Below are 15433 nucleotides of genomic sequence, written 5' to 3' on the forward strand. Positions count from 1 at the left end.
TTGCAGACGCAGCCGGACAGCGGCTGCAAAATCGCAGCCTCGTATCCAGGATGAGCCCACGTGCTGACAACCTCCAGCTCCCGACCCGTCATCGTCTGGTTTCGCGACGATCTCCGTCTTGCCGATCATCCGGCGTTGCAGGCGGCTGCACAATCCGGTGCGGCTGTGCTGGGCGTTTATGTGCTCGATGAGGTGAGCGATGATGTGCGCCCCCACGGCGGCGCAGCGCGGTGGTGGCTGGGGCAATCGCTGCGCTCGCTCGAAGCTGAGCTTGCCGCGGCCGGCGCGCCGCTGATCCTGCGACGCGGGCCGGCGGCCGCGGTGCTGGCCGAGCTGGCGCAGCAGAGCGATGCGGCGGCGGTGCATTGGAACGAGATAGAGATCGCTCCACATCGGGCTGTCGCCGATGCGCTGGCCGATGCCCTCACGGTGGCCGGCATCGCGTATCACCGCCACCCTGGCGACACGCTGGTGGCGCCGAGTGCGATCCGCAGCAAGGATGGCCGCGGCATGCGGGTGTTCACGCCGTTCTGGCGGCGCGTCCTCAGCCTCGGCGATCCACCGCAGCCCCTGCCCCGCCCGAAGGCGCTGCGCCCGGCGCCGGCTCCACCGAGCGACCAGCTCGGCGACTGGCAGCTCGAGCCGACGGCGCCGGACTGGGCCGGCGGCCTCCGCCAAACCTGGACGCCGGGCGAAGCCGCCGCACAGGCGCGGCTATCCGGCTTCCTCGCGGGCCTGCCCGGCTATGCGGACGGGCGCGACTATCCGGATCGGCACGTCACCTCCGGCCTGTCGCCGCATCTGCGGTTCGGCGAAATCAGTCCGCGCCAGGTCTGGTACGCCGCGCGCTTTGCCGCCGCCGAGCGGCCGGCGATCGCGCCCGACATCGACAAATTCCTGAGCGAGCTCGGCTGGCGCGAGTTCTGCCGGCATCTGCTGTTCGACCATCCGGATCTGGCGACCCGCAATCTGCAGCCGGCGTTCGACGCCTTCCCGTGGCACAGCGACGAGGCGGCGCTCAGCGCCTGGCAGCGCGGCCGCACCGGCTACCCGATCGTCGACGCCGGAATGCGCGAGCTGTGGCACTCCGGGGTGATGCACAATCGCGTCCGCATGGTCGTCGGCTCGTTCCTGGTCAAGCACTTGCTGATCGACTGGCGGCTCGGCGAGCAGTGGTTCTGGGACACGCTGGTCGACGCCGATCCCGGCAGCAATCCCGGTAACTGGCAGTGGGTGGCGGGCTGCGGCGCCGACGCGGCGCCGTATTTCCGGGTGTTCAACCCGTTGCTGCAGAGCGAGAAGTTCGACGCGGGCGGCAGCTACATCCGGCGCTGGGTCCCCGAGCTGGCCTGCCTGCCCGACAACCTGATCCACCAGCCGTGGACCGCGACGCCGCTCGAACTCGCCGCCGCCGGCATCGAGCTCGGCGGCAACTATCCGCGGCCGATCGTCGACCACAAAACCGGCCGGCAGCGGGCGCTTTCGGCCTACGCCGAGCTGCGTCAGCGTTGAACAACTTCGCTTAGCAGCGTTACTAATTGCGCGAATCGGCTATCGTCGCGGTTATCTGCAAACCCTTGGGGGATCAATATGGACGACGACAAGCCGATTATCGAGCAGGTGGGCGAGGTGATCACCGAGGCCGCTGATGCAGCCAAGACCGTGGTCAAGAAGGCGCGCAAGGCGGCCAAGAAAGTCGCCAAGAAGGTGAAGGCCGGCGCCAAGAAGGCCGCGAAGGCGACCAAGAAGGCCGGCAAGAAGGCCGCCAAAAAGGCAGCCAAGAAAGCTCCGAAGAAGGCCGCCAAGAAGGCCAAGAAAGCTGCCAAAAAGGCGCCCAAGAAGGCCAAGAAGGCAGCCAAGAAGACCGTGAAGAAGGCCAAGAAGGCGGCGCCGAAGAAGGCGAAGAAGGCCAAGAAATCCAAGCGCTGAGCGGTTCATCCGCGTCGGCCGGCGAAAGCCTCCGGAGCACCGTGCCCGGGGGCTTTTTGCTGCGCGCAAAGCGCAACCGAGGACGGCCTGCCCTGCGCCTCTACGCCTTGGCGCGGTTGACCAGAAACACCGCCGCCGCGCAGATCACCATGCCGACGATCGACACCACGTCCAGCTTTTCACCGAACAGCACATAGGCCATCAGCGCGGTAGTGCCGGGCACCAGATAAAACAGGCTGGCGACAGAGGTCGCGGCGGAATGCCGGATCAGCCAGTACAATAGCCCGATCGATCCGATCGACAGCACCACCACCAGCCAGCCCACCGCCAGCACGAACTCGGTGGTCCAGTTCACCACCCGGGTTTCGAACAGCAAGGCGCCGACCGCGAACAGCGCGAGCGCCGCCAGAAACTGGATGATGTTGCCGGCGCGCCAGTCGATGCCGCTGCAGAACCGCTTCTGGTACAGCGTGCCGATGGTGATGCCGATCAGCGAACAGGCGGAGGCGAGCCAGCCCCAGCCGATGTCGCCGGTGAGGCTGCGGCTGTGCAGGATCAACAGCGTGCCGCCGAGACCGAGCCCCAGCCCCAGCCATTGCAGCGGCGTGACGCGCTCGCCGAGCCAGCGATTGGCCAGCGTCGAGGTCAGGATCGGCTGCAGGCCGGGGATCAAGGCCGACAGGCCCGCCGGCACCGAATGCGCGATCGCGATCGAGGTGCCGGCCAGATACACGCCGTGCACCAGCAGCCCGGCGACGATGCTGTGGCCGACGCCTGCGAGGTCCGGCCAGCGCGGCCGTGCGATCGCCGCGATCACCGCAATCAGCGTCACCACCGCGATCATCCGGATCGACAGGTAGGTCAGCGGCTCGGCACCGGCCAGCGCGTATTTGGTGCCAATGAAGCCGGTGCTCCACAGCACGACGAACACAGCGGGCGCGGCGCGGCCGGCGAGATGCTCTGCGTTACGGTTCATTGTTTCCCCGAGGGCCCGATCGTATGGTGACGGGCAAGCGCCCGATGGCGCCACGTCCATGCCACGCCGCAACCGCCGCGGCCAGCACGGATCGTCATCATCAACGCGCCGCCGCCCTTCCCGCACCGCGCGTTCGTCATCTTCCGGAGCCGCCATGCGCCTGCAGTTCGAAACCGTCGACGTGTTCACCGCCGAGCAGTTCAGCGGCAATCCCCTTGCCGTGGTGCTCAACGCGGAAGGGTTGTCGAGCGCGCAGATGCAGGCGATCGCCGGCGAGTTCAATCTGTCGGAAACGACCTTCGTGCTGCCGCCGCAGGACCCTGCCCACACCGCGCAGGTTCGGATCTTCACGCCCAACGGCGAGCTGCCGTTCGCCGGCCATCCGAATGTCGGCACCGCCTTCGTGCTGGCCCGCATCGGGCAGAGCTACGGCCGCAGCATCATCGGCGATCGCGTGGTGTTCGAAGAGAAGGCCGGGCTCGTCCCGATCCAACTGATCAAGGACGACGGCGCAGTCACCGGCGCGCGCCTGACGTCGCCCCAGACCCTGTCGGTGACCGACGAGATTGCCCCCGATGTCATCGCGGCAGCCTGCTCGCTCAGCGAGGGCGATATCGAGATCGCCAACCACCGGCCGTGCATCGCGTCCTGCGGCACCGGCTTCATCATCGCAGAGGTGAAGAGCCGCACCGCCCTCGCCGCCGCCAGCCCACGTGCCGACCTCTTCGGCGACCACATCGCCGGCTACCCGACGTCAAAGGTCCTGCTCTATGTGGAGACCGCCGAGGACACCATCGACATCCGCGCCCGGATGTTCGCGCCGCTGAACAAGATCCCCGAGGACCCGGCCACCGGCAGCGCCAATGTCGCGCTGATCGGCCTGTTGGCGAAGCTGCGCCCCGAAGCCGATCTGACGCTGTCGAAAACCATCCTGCAGGGGCTCGAGATGGGCCGCCCGAGCCTGCTGTTCGCCGGCGCGGAGAAGCGCGGGGGCGAAGTCACGACCACCGCGATCGGCGGACACTGCGTGGCGGTGATGGCGGGAACGATCGGCCTCAAATAAGGCCGCGAAAGCCGGACCGGCGCTCGCTCTTCGGCCGTCAGACCGCCGATGCGCTCAATATTCTTCCGGGCAGGGATCGACGATCTTCCACAGATCGACGCCGTTCTTGATCTTCTTCATCTCGGTGGTCAGGCCGCCGTTGCGGGCGATCCAGTCCTTCACCGGCTGCGGATAATACGACATCAGCTCCGAGGTGCCCTCGAGGCTGGTGACCTTGATGCCGAAGGTGAAAGCCTTGTCGTAATAGGCCTGATGGAAGCCCAGGCTGGCGCGCGGGGTGACGCAGATCTTGTTCAGCGGCACGATCCCGAACACCAGGGTGCAGGCCGAATTGCAGATGCCGTCGATGATGACCCGCTCGCGGCGATCCCGGATCCGCTGGTACTTGGCCTTGTACTCCTCGACATAGCCGCCGTGATCCCGGGTGATGTGGAGATCGGCGCGTGCCGGCGTGGCCAGCAGCATCAGCGGCAATAACAGCGACGAGAACAGCGTACGCATGGTTCGGTCGAAACCCGTGGCGACAAGGGGAGCGGGCCGGCCTAGGCCGGCACCGGCACTTTGGCCGAGTTTGGTTTGCGCGACGTTAATGCGCACATTCCGGCGAAATCATGGGAGCCCCCCTCCCCCTTGTAAGCGCCTGCAAAAGTGGGGTATTCGAAAGCCCTCGCCGGGCGGCAAGCCCCACCCGGCCCCCGCGCTCGTAGCTCAGCTGGATAGAGCATCGGATTTCGATTCCGAGGGTCGGAGGTTCGAATCCTTCCGAGCGCGCCAAATAAAACCACTAACTATCCGTCGCAGGACGACCTAGGCGTCAGTGCTTCAAGCCTGCCCATCGCAGGCTTGGTTGTTTGCTGCATACTTCTGACGATGGCAATCAGGGCGCCCCCCCCGTCGCGGCCTCCCCGAAGAATTCATACAGAACTTTCTGGCCCGGACCACCATTTAGAGTCTCGCGCCGGTTTTGCAGCTCGGCCCCACTTTCGGGAGCCTCTGACCGTAGGCTGTAAGCCGGCGGCCCACATGCCATGCATCGATGGCATCAGGCCGTCACCCAACACGACCTCGGTGGATAGACCGACATAGAACAAGATAGATTCGATTCATTTCGGCGAGGGGGTTGGACGCCGATCGGCGCTGGGGGCACCGCTCTCACATCAATGAAATCAGAGCTCTAGTCTAGATTTTTGTATGACGTAATTGAGGGGGCAGAGTTCAATCAGTATTCACACTCATGATCACGAAGGGACTCGTGGAATTTGAAGATCCCGAGCCCTTGAACACGCTAGGCAACACGCAAGGCTGAACCGCGATGTATGCGCGTCCTTTGTCCGAGATATTGCACCGCGCGCTGGCGGAGCCGGGAGCATTCGACGACACCCTCAAGCGGTTCGAGTCGTTGCGAGGCTATGGCCTGCTGCCACGCGGACGAGAATCTGCAGGTGCTCGCCTTTCGGACGAACAGATTGCCAGCGCGGTGCTGGGCTTCGTACCAATATTGCCCGGATGGGCTGGGCACGTATCGCTTGTCCTAGGCAGCCTTTGCGCGGTCGGCGGACCAGCTGCCTCATTCAGAGGCAGAGCGACCTTGTTGGACTCCATAGCGTCCGTGATCGCAGCAGATGAGGCGTGCAGCTCGGTTCTCAGCTTTTCATTCTCGATTGCTCGAACCCGGAACGATGACGACTATCATGCGAGGGCGCTGTTTCAAGAGGATGAACGGCGAAAGACGGTCTCATACGTCTCCAAGATGGCGACCTCTCTGCTCAGCAAAGGCGCTGAAACCACCTATGATCATGATCGGATGGACCGCCCGTCCGCTCGGCAACTCGTTCTGGGGCGCGACTTTTTCACCCAGCTTCGCCGGGCCGTCTCACTTTCGCGGCAGCTCGATCTGCCGTTGAAGACGGACTGGCGAGAATATCAAACGGAAGAAGAGCGAGACGCCTTTCACAAGAGCCTTGGCGCACGCCGCAATTCGCGTTTTCTGAATCTGGGCGTCGATACGCAGGTGGTTTGGCCGAAGGAGCCGACCCGTGTGCAATTTGCCGGCCGTCATTTCGTACTCTTCCCGAAGACGAAGGAGTTCTCGCATTCGATCAGCATCGACCTGGTCAACGAGCGTATTTCCGCCGAAGAGGCCCGAACACTTCTCAATCGCTTCCTGAGCTTGCTAAGTTGGTGCGACGATAGCTACGCAGTGTTGGAGGACGGCTGGTCTGGCAACCCGATACCGGTACCCATCCAGCGCTCTGACGGTGCGTTGTCGACCACGTCACATTGGGTTTTCTCGCGATCCATCCCCGACGATCCAGAATTGCTTCAGCGGCTGGCCTATTACAGAGAGGGACTAAATGCCCGTCAGGCGGGCTTGGTCACCTTCGAGGTGTTGAGTTTCTTCAAGGTTTTCGAAAGACGATCAAGAACAAAGCCAGGGGAGCAGAATCCGACCAAGCTCTGGATCAAGAACGTCTTCGCGGAGGTTTCTGCGTCGCTCCGGCCGGAGATACTTTCGCGGTTTGACGCCGACCGTAGCGGCAAGGACGTTGAGAAATATGTCTTCGACAATTGCCGGGTAGCGACGGCACACGCCTCGGAGTCCTTTCCGTCCGATGCCGACGCGTCGCCCGAGCTGCGGCGTCTCTACTCAGCCGCCGAGGTCACCTTCGCCCTCGCCCGACACTTCATTCAGACGGAATACAAGTTGTCTAAATTCTCCTACTCGGACAAGCTTGCAGACGGTCGCGACGATTCTTTGCCGGAGATGCCGAAAGCAGATACTGGCGATGCTCGCCAAGAATAGCACCGACTCATGATATACTATCGGTGGCAGGGGACTACCTCACCGACCGGTTGCACAGCACATGCCCGATATTCCGACGTTGCCGCTGCCATCCGTCTTACCCCATCCTGACGCGATAAGATCATGGAAGCAAACGACCACCGACTATGAATCCGACTACTGGGAACTCCAGTACGAAATTCACCGTTATCTGGGGCGGGTCGATGATGAGGCCCTTCGCGCGCGATACGATAATATCGTCCGCAACATGCATGCGATCATCAGCGAAGACAGGAACGTCATTCCAATCCATAGCTTTCTGAGTTCGTGGTACTGGTACCGAAAAGAGCATCAAACGCGGTATGAGTTTGCGCTTCGCAAGCTGCAGCTCCACCGGCCGCTCCCCCTGATCGCGAAGCGCGACTTGACCGCTGCGCCGGCCCGGCCACGGAGCCCGAACGCCGGGGATATCTTGTTTCGCTACGGTGAGCGAAAATGGCTACAGGGTCTCATAGATTTCGGGCGCCTGCGCATGCGGTCCGCGGAGCAATATGCCCTGATGGAGAAAGATCCTGCGAGGCACGATGACGAACGCGTCAAGCATTCCTATTCGCCTGGGCAGTACGTAACCCTGACGATGCCGGATGGCCAGGTGGTGCGTCCAGTCAGCGACCTCAAATACAGCACGTCCGGGACCGACTATTTCCTTTATTGCGTCGCGATGGACTGGGATCCGTATCTCTTCGGTGAATTCTCCGGTACCGACTGCTGCGTCGTTATCAAAGATCCGGACGAATTCGCCGGGCGCATGGAGCGAGCCGCTGCCAGTCAGCTCCCCGGTTGGTACTTCCATCACTGCCCTATCGACTATTTTGATACCCATGAGCGTCGGCCACGTGAACGCATCGACAACGCCATGTCGAAGGAGTTTCGTTTTGCCTATCAGAGGGAGTATCGGTTTCTCTTTGCGGGTTTTGGTCAGACCGCGGCAGGACACATCGAACTGGAGCTTGGCCCCTTGCACGACATCGCCGAGCTGCACGACCGGCCTGCCGTGTGAACTCTTCCCTCGGGCAACAGCTGATTTTCTGCTGCGTTGAACGAACGGGCAACGAAGATCCGGCAAGGCTGCAGCAATATTCGATAGGATGAAAGTAGTTAGTCTATTGCGATGCCAATATTTACCCGACGACGCCTCCAATTGATGCTGGATGAGCTATATCCCGTGTTGGGTGACGCCAAGGCCCGCGACTTGCTGAATCGTCTCGAAGACAAGCGCGTCGAACAGGCATTGCCGGCGGAGATGGAATTGGGTCTTCTTTGGGCAATCGGCCAACTGGGAGAACTCGAAATTGAGCCCGAATGGTGGGGAAGCGGCAACCGTCCCGACGCCTACACTGAACGACTCGTGCCCGGAAAGCCCTGCGCCATCGAAATTGCCGCAACGAGCGATAATGCTATTTCAGGCGAAGAGGCGATGGACAATGTTGCGATTGCTATCGGTCAGTTTGCGGATCGCTTTTGCAAGGGCATCAGCACATTTCTCTACTACCGGTTCAGAGAAGAACAGGGATACGAAAATGGGCGCTACTTTCGTCGGCGGCTGACGCCTCTGGACTATGAGCTTTCCGAGAATGCAGCGAAACTGATCGAGGATTGGATCGCAAGCGGCCCTGCCAGTGGCACTAAGCTTCATATTGTCGAACCCGGCCTCGACGTTGAGATCGAACGCTCTGTGCATAAGCAGATTCGCTATCATAATGTCTGGTCGAGCATGCCTCCGGAAACGCACTCCATAGACGATAACCCTCTCTATAAGATGCTGAAGCGAAAGGCTGCGCAATTGAAGGGCGGCCATCGCGATACTCTCAGATTTATCTTTCTGACCGACGTTGGCTCCGCACTATTGAACCGCCTGGGCCGCTTCGGTGAGATCGATCACACCCGTCGACGTGTTTCCGGAAGTGAGATTCTTTCCCGGTTTATGCAGGCGCACAAGGATCGGGTCGACGCAATTGTGGTGTTCGCGCCGCAGCGCCCGCAGCAGCCTTGGACACTCAATCGGGAAATAAAGTGGTCTGCGACATTCTTCGGGCGGTCCGGATTCGACAACCCGCCGGAGGGCCTCAATCGGATCGTTAGAGCACTTCCGAGTCCACGGTTCGAAGGCTACCAGGCACGATCTCTGTTTCGGCAGGGCGCTTTCTCGCCAAAACGCAGCGGTTGGTATTTAGGCATGTCGATTGAGGGGACGATGAAGGACTTCAAGGCAAAAGTACCGGCCCGCGCCTTTCTCGATTTCCTGGCGGGTCGCATCTCTGTTGACCAGTTCCGCCATTTCATGGGCCAACGAAAGGACGATCCGAACTTGTTTGAGAGCTGGCTGAACCAAGGCTTTACAATGTCTAAGATTGAAATGGCGCCACGCAACGTCGACGAGGATGACGATCATCTCGTCTTGCATTTCAGTGACGATCCCGCGGCACGAGCGCTGAGGATCAATCAGCCAGTTACAGAATAGTTACGCGTCGGCCGCCCATACGGCTTTCATCCCTCGCGCAGAAAACAAGGCTTACCGCTTCTGTCATCAAGGGCAACGCTGCGAGCGAAAAGCGGGGCCCGTGCCGTCGCCTTGCTCCGGCCCGCGCTACCGCCGCTCGCTTTCGACTTTTACGGCCCTCACCATTCGCAACCGGTTACGCGGAGATCGTAAGTTAATTCACTATGGGCGTTAAATATACTGAGCTTCAGAACCAGCCCTGGCAAATTGCTCGGATCGCCTGTCGTTAGGTGGCGGCCACCGAAGGTATCGACGCTCTAATTCTACCCCCGGGGCCGTGGATAGGCCGGCGCGCGCGATCAAAGCCACAGCGGGCGGTGCTGCAATTTATGCCCGACGGGCGCGCGGCAGTCGCCACTATAAATTATATAGATATTTCAATGATTACGGGTTCGCAATTTTGTTCTGACTGGCGCGCCATCAACACCCTGCTGGCCCCCGGCTCCATGCAGCCGCCGCCCCACTACCCCATCTATGAATTTCGATGAAACGCGACCGCCCGGATCGGTCGGGTCGCCGCAAGTTGCCGTTCGGCACATGCGATAAATCCGCGCGGGGACATCCCCGGCGCCTTCCCGCGATCGCGACCTTGGTATGAGCGAAAACCGACGGGATCAGCCCGGTCGTGCCGCTCCCCCAAGTAACGCTATGCCCCTCATCCACAAGGCGTACGCGATGTTCGCGGAGCGAGCAGGAAACGGTGGCGTTCAACTCATCGCCGCATCGCGCGTCGCCCCATGGCATCACGACCCGAATCGAGGTTGGTAGTTCTACGGGAACCTATTTTCACCATTTAATAATCGCCCTGCGATCAGTTTGCGGACGCAACCACGAATTAGGTAGTCTCACGATGAAATTCGACCGCATTGGTAACAAGCTCGGCGCCGCAGGCCTGCTGGGTGTCATCCTCGCCGGCGGCATGCTGGCCAATCAGTTCGTCGCCGAGCGCAAGATCGAGGCTGCCAATGCGCTTGCCGATGGGCAGCAGTACATCAACGAGCATACACTCGAAGCCAACATCGCACTGCGCCGCATGCAGCTTGCGTTCCGCGATATCCGGCTGGCGAAGGCGCCGGCCGACCTCGACAAGCCGGCGGCGTCGCTGGCGGACATGATCGCCCGGATGTCGAAGGAGATCGACAGCGCGGCCCAGCGCACGGTGAAGCAGGAGAACAAGGATCGCCTGCTCCAGATCGCCGCGCTCACCAAGGACTACGAGAAGCAGGGAGCGGAGCTGATCAAGGCGACCCGGCAGATCTTCGAGATTACGGGCAAGCGCAACGCGCTGAGCGGCGAATGGCGCAGTGCGCTCGATGCGATCCGGACCTCTCCGGCGACCGCCGCCAATCGCCTCGCAACTGAAGCGATCCTCTACGAAGCGGATTCGCACTTCAACGCGATCCGCGCAGCGACCTGGCGCTTCAGCGCCACCGGAGAGGACAGCCAGAAGAAGGCGATAGATACCCGAACGAACGAGCTGAACGACACGCTGTCCCGGCTGCGAAGCGTCGTCACCGACAAATCGCTGAGCGACGAGATCGATCAGCTCGCCGCCGCGGGCAAGACCTTCAACGACCTGACGACCGTCGCTCTGAAATCGGAAGCCGGCAAGCTCGAGATCGCAGCCACGGCACTCGGAATCGCCAACCGGTCGGCGGAACTGATGCGCGCGGCCGTGAATGAATCCAGCAAGAATTATCGCGCCGCCAAGGACGATGCCGATGCCGTACTGGTGCAGGCAAACCGGGTCAGCTTCGCGGTCGCGATCATCGTCATGCTGGCGCTGATCGGCTCGGTGATCTTCACCTTCGTCGGCGTCGCCCGTCCGCTGACCCGGCTGAACGGCGCGCTCGGCCGGATTGCCGAGGGCCAGCTCAACACCGAGATTCCCGGAGCGACCCGCGGCGACGAAGTCGGCGACATCGCCAAGACGGTGGTGGTGATCAGCAAGAATGCCGAACAGAAGGCGCGCGAGGAAGCCGAAGCCCAGGCCCGGCAGGAGCAGATCGCGGCGCAGCGGCGCAAGCAGGAGATGATCCAGCTCGCCGACGGCTTCGAGTCCGCGGTGGGCGAAATCGTCGATACCGTGTCGTCGGCCTCGACCGAACTCGAAGCGTCCGCGGCGACGTTGACGAGCACCGCCGAGCGCGCCCAGGAGCTCACCACGATGGTGGCAGCCGCCTCGGAAGAAGCGTCGACCAACGTCCAGTCGGTGGCCTCCGCCACCGAGGAGCTGTCGTCCTCGGTGAACGAGATCAGCCGCCAGGTGCAGGACTCGGCGCGGATTGCCAACGACGCCGTCAGCCAGGCGCGCCTCACCAACGACCGCGTCAGCGAACTGTCGAAGGCGGCCGCGCGGATCGGCGACGTCGTCGAACTGATCAACACCATTGCCGGCCAGACCAACCTGCTTGCGCTCAACGCCACAATCGAAGCGGCGCGTGCCGGCGAGGCCGGACGCGGCTTCGCGGTGGTGGCGTCGGAAGTCAAAGCCCTGGCCGAGCAGACCGCCAAGGCCACCGGCGATATCAGTCAGCAGATCTCCAGCATCCAGGGCGCCACCAACGAGTCGGTGAACGCGATCAGGGACATCAGCGCGACCATCGAGAAGCTGTCTGAAATCTCCTCCACCATCGCCTCGGCGGTGGAAGAGCAAGGCGCAGCCACCCTGGAGATTTCCCGCAACGTGCAGCAGGCGGCGCAAGGGACGCACCAGGTGTCCTCGAACATCACCGACGTGCAGCGCGGGGCGAGCGAGACCGGCTCGGCCTCGTCGCAGGTGCTGACCGCGGCCCAGTCGCTGTCCGCCGACAGCAACCGGCTGAAGACCGAAGTCTCCAAGTTCCTCAACACCGTCCGGGCGGCCTGATCATAGCCCCCCTGCCCTCGGCGCCCCGAGCCAAGGGCTCCATCCGCGAGGAGGCTCGCCGGCGGCGCCGGCGGGCACCGGATATCCTGTCACGTTGACGCCCGTTCACCCGCTTTGGCATAACGGGACGGTGCGTCCGATCAGTTGTGGGCGCAGCGGGGAACGTGATGAAAAACGGGCTGTATTCGCTCCACGTTGATCTGCTCGACGGCCGCTCCGGCAAGGGCAGCGGCGTGGCGCTGTTTCGCGACGGCAAGATCCTCGGCGGCGACGCTTATCTGTATTACGTCGGCAGCTACGTGGTCTCCGGCGACAGCTTCAAGGGCGAGGTCACCGTCACCCAGCATACCCCGAGCCCCGACGCCAATCCGCTGTTCGGCGGCCAGAAGGAGCCGGTCGGCGTCGGCGTCACCGGCACGTCGGACGGAAAATCCGCGGTGATGACCGGCACCGCGCTGGTCGGCAAATCCAGCCAGCTGTTTCGCGCCACGCTGCGCTGGCTCGCGCCCGCCGACTGACGCGGCGCAGCGGCGGTCGTCCGCGCCCTTCGCTATGAGGCCGAAGCCGCCGACAGTTCGGCGCGCTCCTGCGGCGCGGTGCGCGGCAGCGTCATCAGGATGCGGGTGCCGTTACCGGGCTCGGAGTCGAGTTCGAGCCGGCCGCCGAGCCGGTTGGTGACGATGTTGTAGACGATGTGCAGGCCGAGGCCGGTGCCGCCCTGGTCGCGCCGGGTGGTGAAGAACGGGTCGAACGCACGGCGGCGGACATCGAGGCTCATGCCGCAGCCGTCGTCGGAATACGCCACCACGACGTGATCGTTGCCCGCCGCGCGCACCTGGATCTCGACCGTGCCGGCACGGCCGTTCGGAAACGCATGCGCCACCGAATTCAGGAACAGGTTCGTCAGCACCTGCCCATAAGGGCCCGGATAGGAATTCATCATCAGGCCGGGCTGGCACTCGACGTTCAGCGTCAGATTGTGTTTGCGCAGGCCCGGCCGCAAGCTCATCACCACCTGCTCGGTGAGATCGCCGAGATCGAACAGGCGCTGGTCCGAGTAGTTGCGGTCGGCCGCGACCTGCTTGAACGACTGGATCAGCTCGGCAGCGCGGTTGAGATTGGCGACCAGCTGCGACGAGGCATCGCGCGTCGTCTCCAAAAACTCGTTGAGGCGCGACCGCTTCAGCTCGCCGCGCGCCACCTCGGTGGCGAACACCGCGGCCTTGCGCTCCAGCGCCGAGGCCACTGTCAGGCTGATGCCGACCGGATTGTTGACCTCGTGCGCGACGCCGGCGACCAAGCGGCCGAGCGCGGCAAGCTTTTCGGCTTCGATCAGCGACTGCTGGGTCTCGCGCAGGTTGCGCAGCGCCGCTTCCGCGGCGTCCTTGGCCTGGCGCATCTCGAGTTCGCCGCGCTTGCGCTCGCCGATATCCAGCGCCACCGTGACGATCCGCTCAATCTGGCCGTCGGCATCCTTCAGCGGCATCTTGTTGACCAGCCACTGCCGCACCGCGCCGGTGGCGTCGCGATACTCCTCCTCGTAGAAGCCGAGGCCCTCGCCGGTCTCCAACACGCGCTTGTCGTTGGCGTCGGTCTTGTGCGAGCCGAACCGCGACATCAGCTCCGCGGTGGTGTGGCCGATCGCGTCGCGCGGATGGATGCCGAACACGCCCGCCATGTAGCGGTTCATCAGCACGTAGCGCAGCTCGGTGTCCTTGACGTTGATCACCGCCGGAACGGTGTCGATCACCTGCTGCAGCAGCAGCCGGCTTTCGGCGACCGCCTGCTCGGCCCGCTTCTGATCGGTGATGTCGCGCACCGCGCCTTCATAGCGGATGACGTTGCCGGCCTCGTCGCGGACCGCACCGGCGCTGTCCGACAGCCACAGCTCGTCGCCATTGCGTTTGCGCGCCTGATACTCGAATTCGCGGACCATGCCGTCGCGCTGCATCAGTTCGCGATATTGCTCGCGCTTGGCCGGATCGATGTAGATCGTGGTGGTGACGTCGGCGGTGGCGCGGATCAGTTCGGCCGGGCTGTCGTAGCCCATCATCCGCGCCAGCGCCGGATTGGCGTTGAGCAGCGCGCCGTCGGGCGTGGTCACATAGATGCCGTCGATCGAGCCTTCGAACAGCTTGCGATAGCTCTCTTCGGCGAGCCGCTGCTCGGCGAGCGCCCGCACCGCAGCTTCGCGGGCGTTGTCGGCCTCGACCAGGGTGCGGCGGAACACTTCGGCGGCGCGGGCGATGTCGCCGATCTCGTTCTTCACGTCGGTCGCCGGGATCGCGGTGAATTGCTGCCCCGCCGCCAGCGAGCGGATCGCGCGGGTGATCGCCGTCAGCGGTCCGACGGTGCGGCGGACCACGAAGGCCGCCGCCATCCAGCCGACCAGCACGCCGGCGATGCCGAGCACGATGCTCTGCCACTTGTCTTCGGCCAGCGTGCGGGCGAGATCGCGCGACAGCACCCGTCCGCGACGCGCGGCGGCATCGCGCAGCAGTTCGGTGACCTTGCCGATCAGCCGGCCCTCGGTGCCGAGCACGTCGCGGTCGAGATCGGCGATTTCCTGCTCCACCGCCGCGGTCGCGGCAATCAGCTCGGCGTAGTCGCGCACCGAACGGGCCGCACTCGCATCGCCGATCGGCAGCGCGCGCATCCGCCGAGCCGCGTCGCTGGCGCCCATCAGGTCGCGCGACAGCAGCGCGGCCCCGACCTTGATCTGGGCCGAATGCAGTTCGCCGGCGAGCTTGCGATCGGACAGGCCGGCGATCGTCGCCTCGAACGCCTCGCGCAGCGCCGGGATCTTCGCCACCAGCTCGCCGCGGCGCTGCATCAGCTCGGTGATGCGCTGCAGCCCGTCGCGATAATTGGTCAGCCGCTCGGTGACGCCGTCGAGCATCTCCTGCTGATCCGGCGCCAGCTCCAGGCGGGTCTTCTTCAGAAGTTCGGTGAGCGCGGATGCGGCGGTGAACACCTTGCTGGCCGGCTGCGCCCCGGGCTCCGTCACCGCCTGTCGCGCGGCAAAGCGCAGATCGCTCATCCGCCGCTCGATCTCTTCGGCGAGATCGCCGACGCTCTGCAGCCGCTGCAACTCGCCGAAGGTGCGGTCGATATGCCGGATCGCCACCACGCTGCCGATCGAGGTGGCGGCGATGATCGTCAGCAGCAACAGGAAGCTGCCGAACGTCATCTGTCCGATCGAGAGCGTGCGTGTCCTCACGCTCTGGATGAACGATGAAACAGCGTTTGGCATG

Annotated in this window: 11 protein-coding genes and 1 tRNA gene; 9 read left to right on the top strand and 3 right to left on the bottom strand. The window is 63.5% G+C overall.

What is annotated here, in order from left to right; genetic code table 11:
- Positions 1–60: 60 nt before the first annotated feature.
- Both LRC39_RS16305 and LRC39_RS16310 read left to right on the top strand, forming a co-directional pair.
- On the top strand, positions 61–1512 hold the full coding sequence (locus LRC39_RS16305) for a cryptochrome/photolyase family protein (protein ID WP_346294963.1): 1452 nt from the start codon (positions 61–63) through the stop codon (positions 1510–1512).
- A gap of 78 nt (positions 1513–1590) precedes the next feature.
- A complete protein-coding gene (locus LRC39_RS16310) occupies positions 1591–1929 on the top strand; it encodes a histone (RefSeq protein ID WP_346294964.1) in 339 nt (112 codons plus the stop codon).
- Positions 1930–2029: 100 nt separating this feature from the next.
- Here the strand turns inward: LRC39_RS16310 and LRC39_RS16315 are convergent, their stop codons facing one another.
- Positions 2030–2905, bottom strand: a complete 876-nt coding sequence (locus tag LRC39_RS16315; protein ID WP_346294965.1) for a DMT family transporter — start codon at positions 2903–2905, stop codon at positions 2030–2032.
- A 154-nt stretch (positions 2906–3059) separates the two neighbouring features.
- Here LRC39_RS16315 and LRC39_RS16320 point away from each other — a divergent pair, with 154 nt between their 5' ends.
- Complete coding sequence (locus LRC39_RS16320) at positions 3060–3968, top strand: PhzF family phenazine biosynthesis protein (RefSeq protein ID WP_346294966.1); 909 nt, start codon at positions 3060–3062, stop codon at positions 3966–3968.
- 54 nt (positions 3969–4022) lie between these two features.
- Here the strand turns inward: LRC39_RS16320 and LRC39_RS16325 are convergent, their stop codons facing one another.
- Positions 4023–4469 (bottom strand): hypothetical protein, encoded by a 447-nt coding sequence (locus LRC39_RS16325; protein WP_011158728.1) that lies wholly within the window; start codon positions 4467–4469, stop codon positions 4023–4025.
- Between the two features lie 196 nt (positions 4470–4665).
- Here LRC39_RS16325 and LRC39_RS16330 point away from each other — a divergent pair.
- The 6 genes from LRC39_RS16330 to LRC39_RS16355 all read left to right on the top strand — a co-directional run bounded on the left by LRC39_RS16330 (position 4666) and on the right by LRC39_RS16355 (position 12697).
- Positions 4666–4742 (top strand) — tRNA-Arg (locus LRC39_RS16330).
- Positions 4743–5280: 538 nt separating this feature from the next.
- Positions 5281–6771 carry a methylamine utilization protein MauJ gene (mauJ, locus tag LRC39_RS16335; RefSeq protein WP_346294967.1) on the top strand — a complete coding sequence of 497 codons (1491 nt, stop codon included), beginning with the start codon at positions 5281–5283 and terminating at the stop codon, positions 6769–6771.
- A gap of 61 nt (positions 6772–6832) precedes the next feature.
- On the top strand, positions 6833–7810 hold the full coding sequence (locus LRC39_RS16340; RefSeq protein ID WP_346294968.1) for a hypothetical protein: 978 nt from the start codon (positions 6833–6835) through the stop codon (positions 7808–7810).
- A gap of 144 nt (positions 7811–7954) precedes the next feature.
- Entirely contained in the window at positions 7955–9271 is a 1317-nt protein-coding gene (locus tag LRC39_RS16345; protein WP_346294969.1) for a hypothetical protein, read from the top strand.
- Between the two features lie 889 nt (positions 9272–10160).
- On the top strand, positions 10161–12179 hold the full coding sequence (locus LRC39_RS16350) for a methyl-accepting chemotaxis protein (protein ID WP_346297520.1): 2019 nt from the start codon (positions 10161–10163) through the stop codon (positions 12177–12179).
- Between the two features lie 167 nt (positions 12180–12346).
- Positions 12347–12697 carry a GrlR family regulatory protein gene (locus tag LRC39_RS16355; RefSeq protein WP_107345033.1) on the top strand — a complete coding sequence of 117 codons (351 nt, stop codon included), beginning with the start codon at positions 12347–12349 and terminating at the stop codon, positions 12695–12697.
- Positions 12698–12729: 32 nt separating this feature from the next.
- Here LRC39_RS16355 and LRC39_RS16360 read toward each other — a convergent pair whose 3' ends face one another.
- Complete coding sequence (locus LRC39_RS16360) at positions 12730–15432, bottom strand: PAS domain S-box protein (RefSeq protein ID WP_263988865.1); 2703 nt, start codon at positions 15430–15432, stop codon at positions 12730–12732.
- Position 15433 lies beyond the last annotated feature (1 nt).

The organism is Rhodopseudomonas sp. P1 (assembly GCF_039642825.1).
GTDB lineage: Bacteria > Pseudomonadota > Alphaproteobacteria > Rhizobiales > Xanthobacteraceae > Rhodopseudomonas > Rhodopseudomonas palustris_H.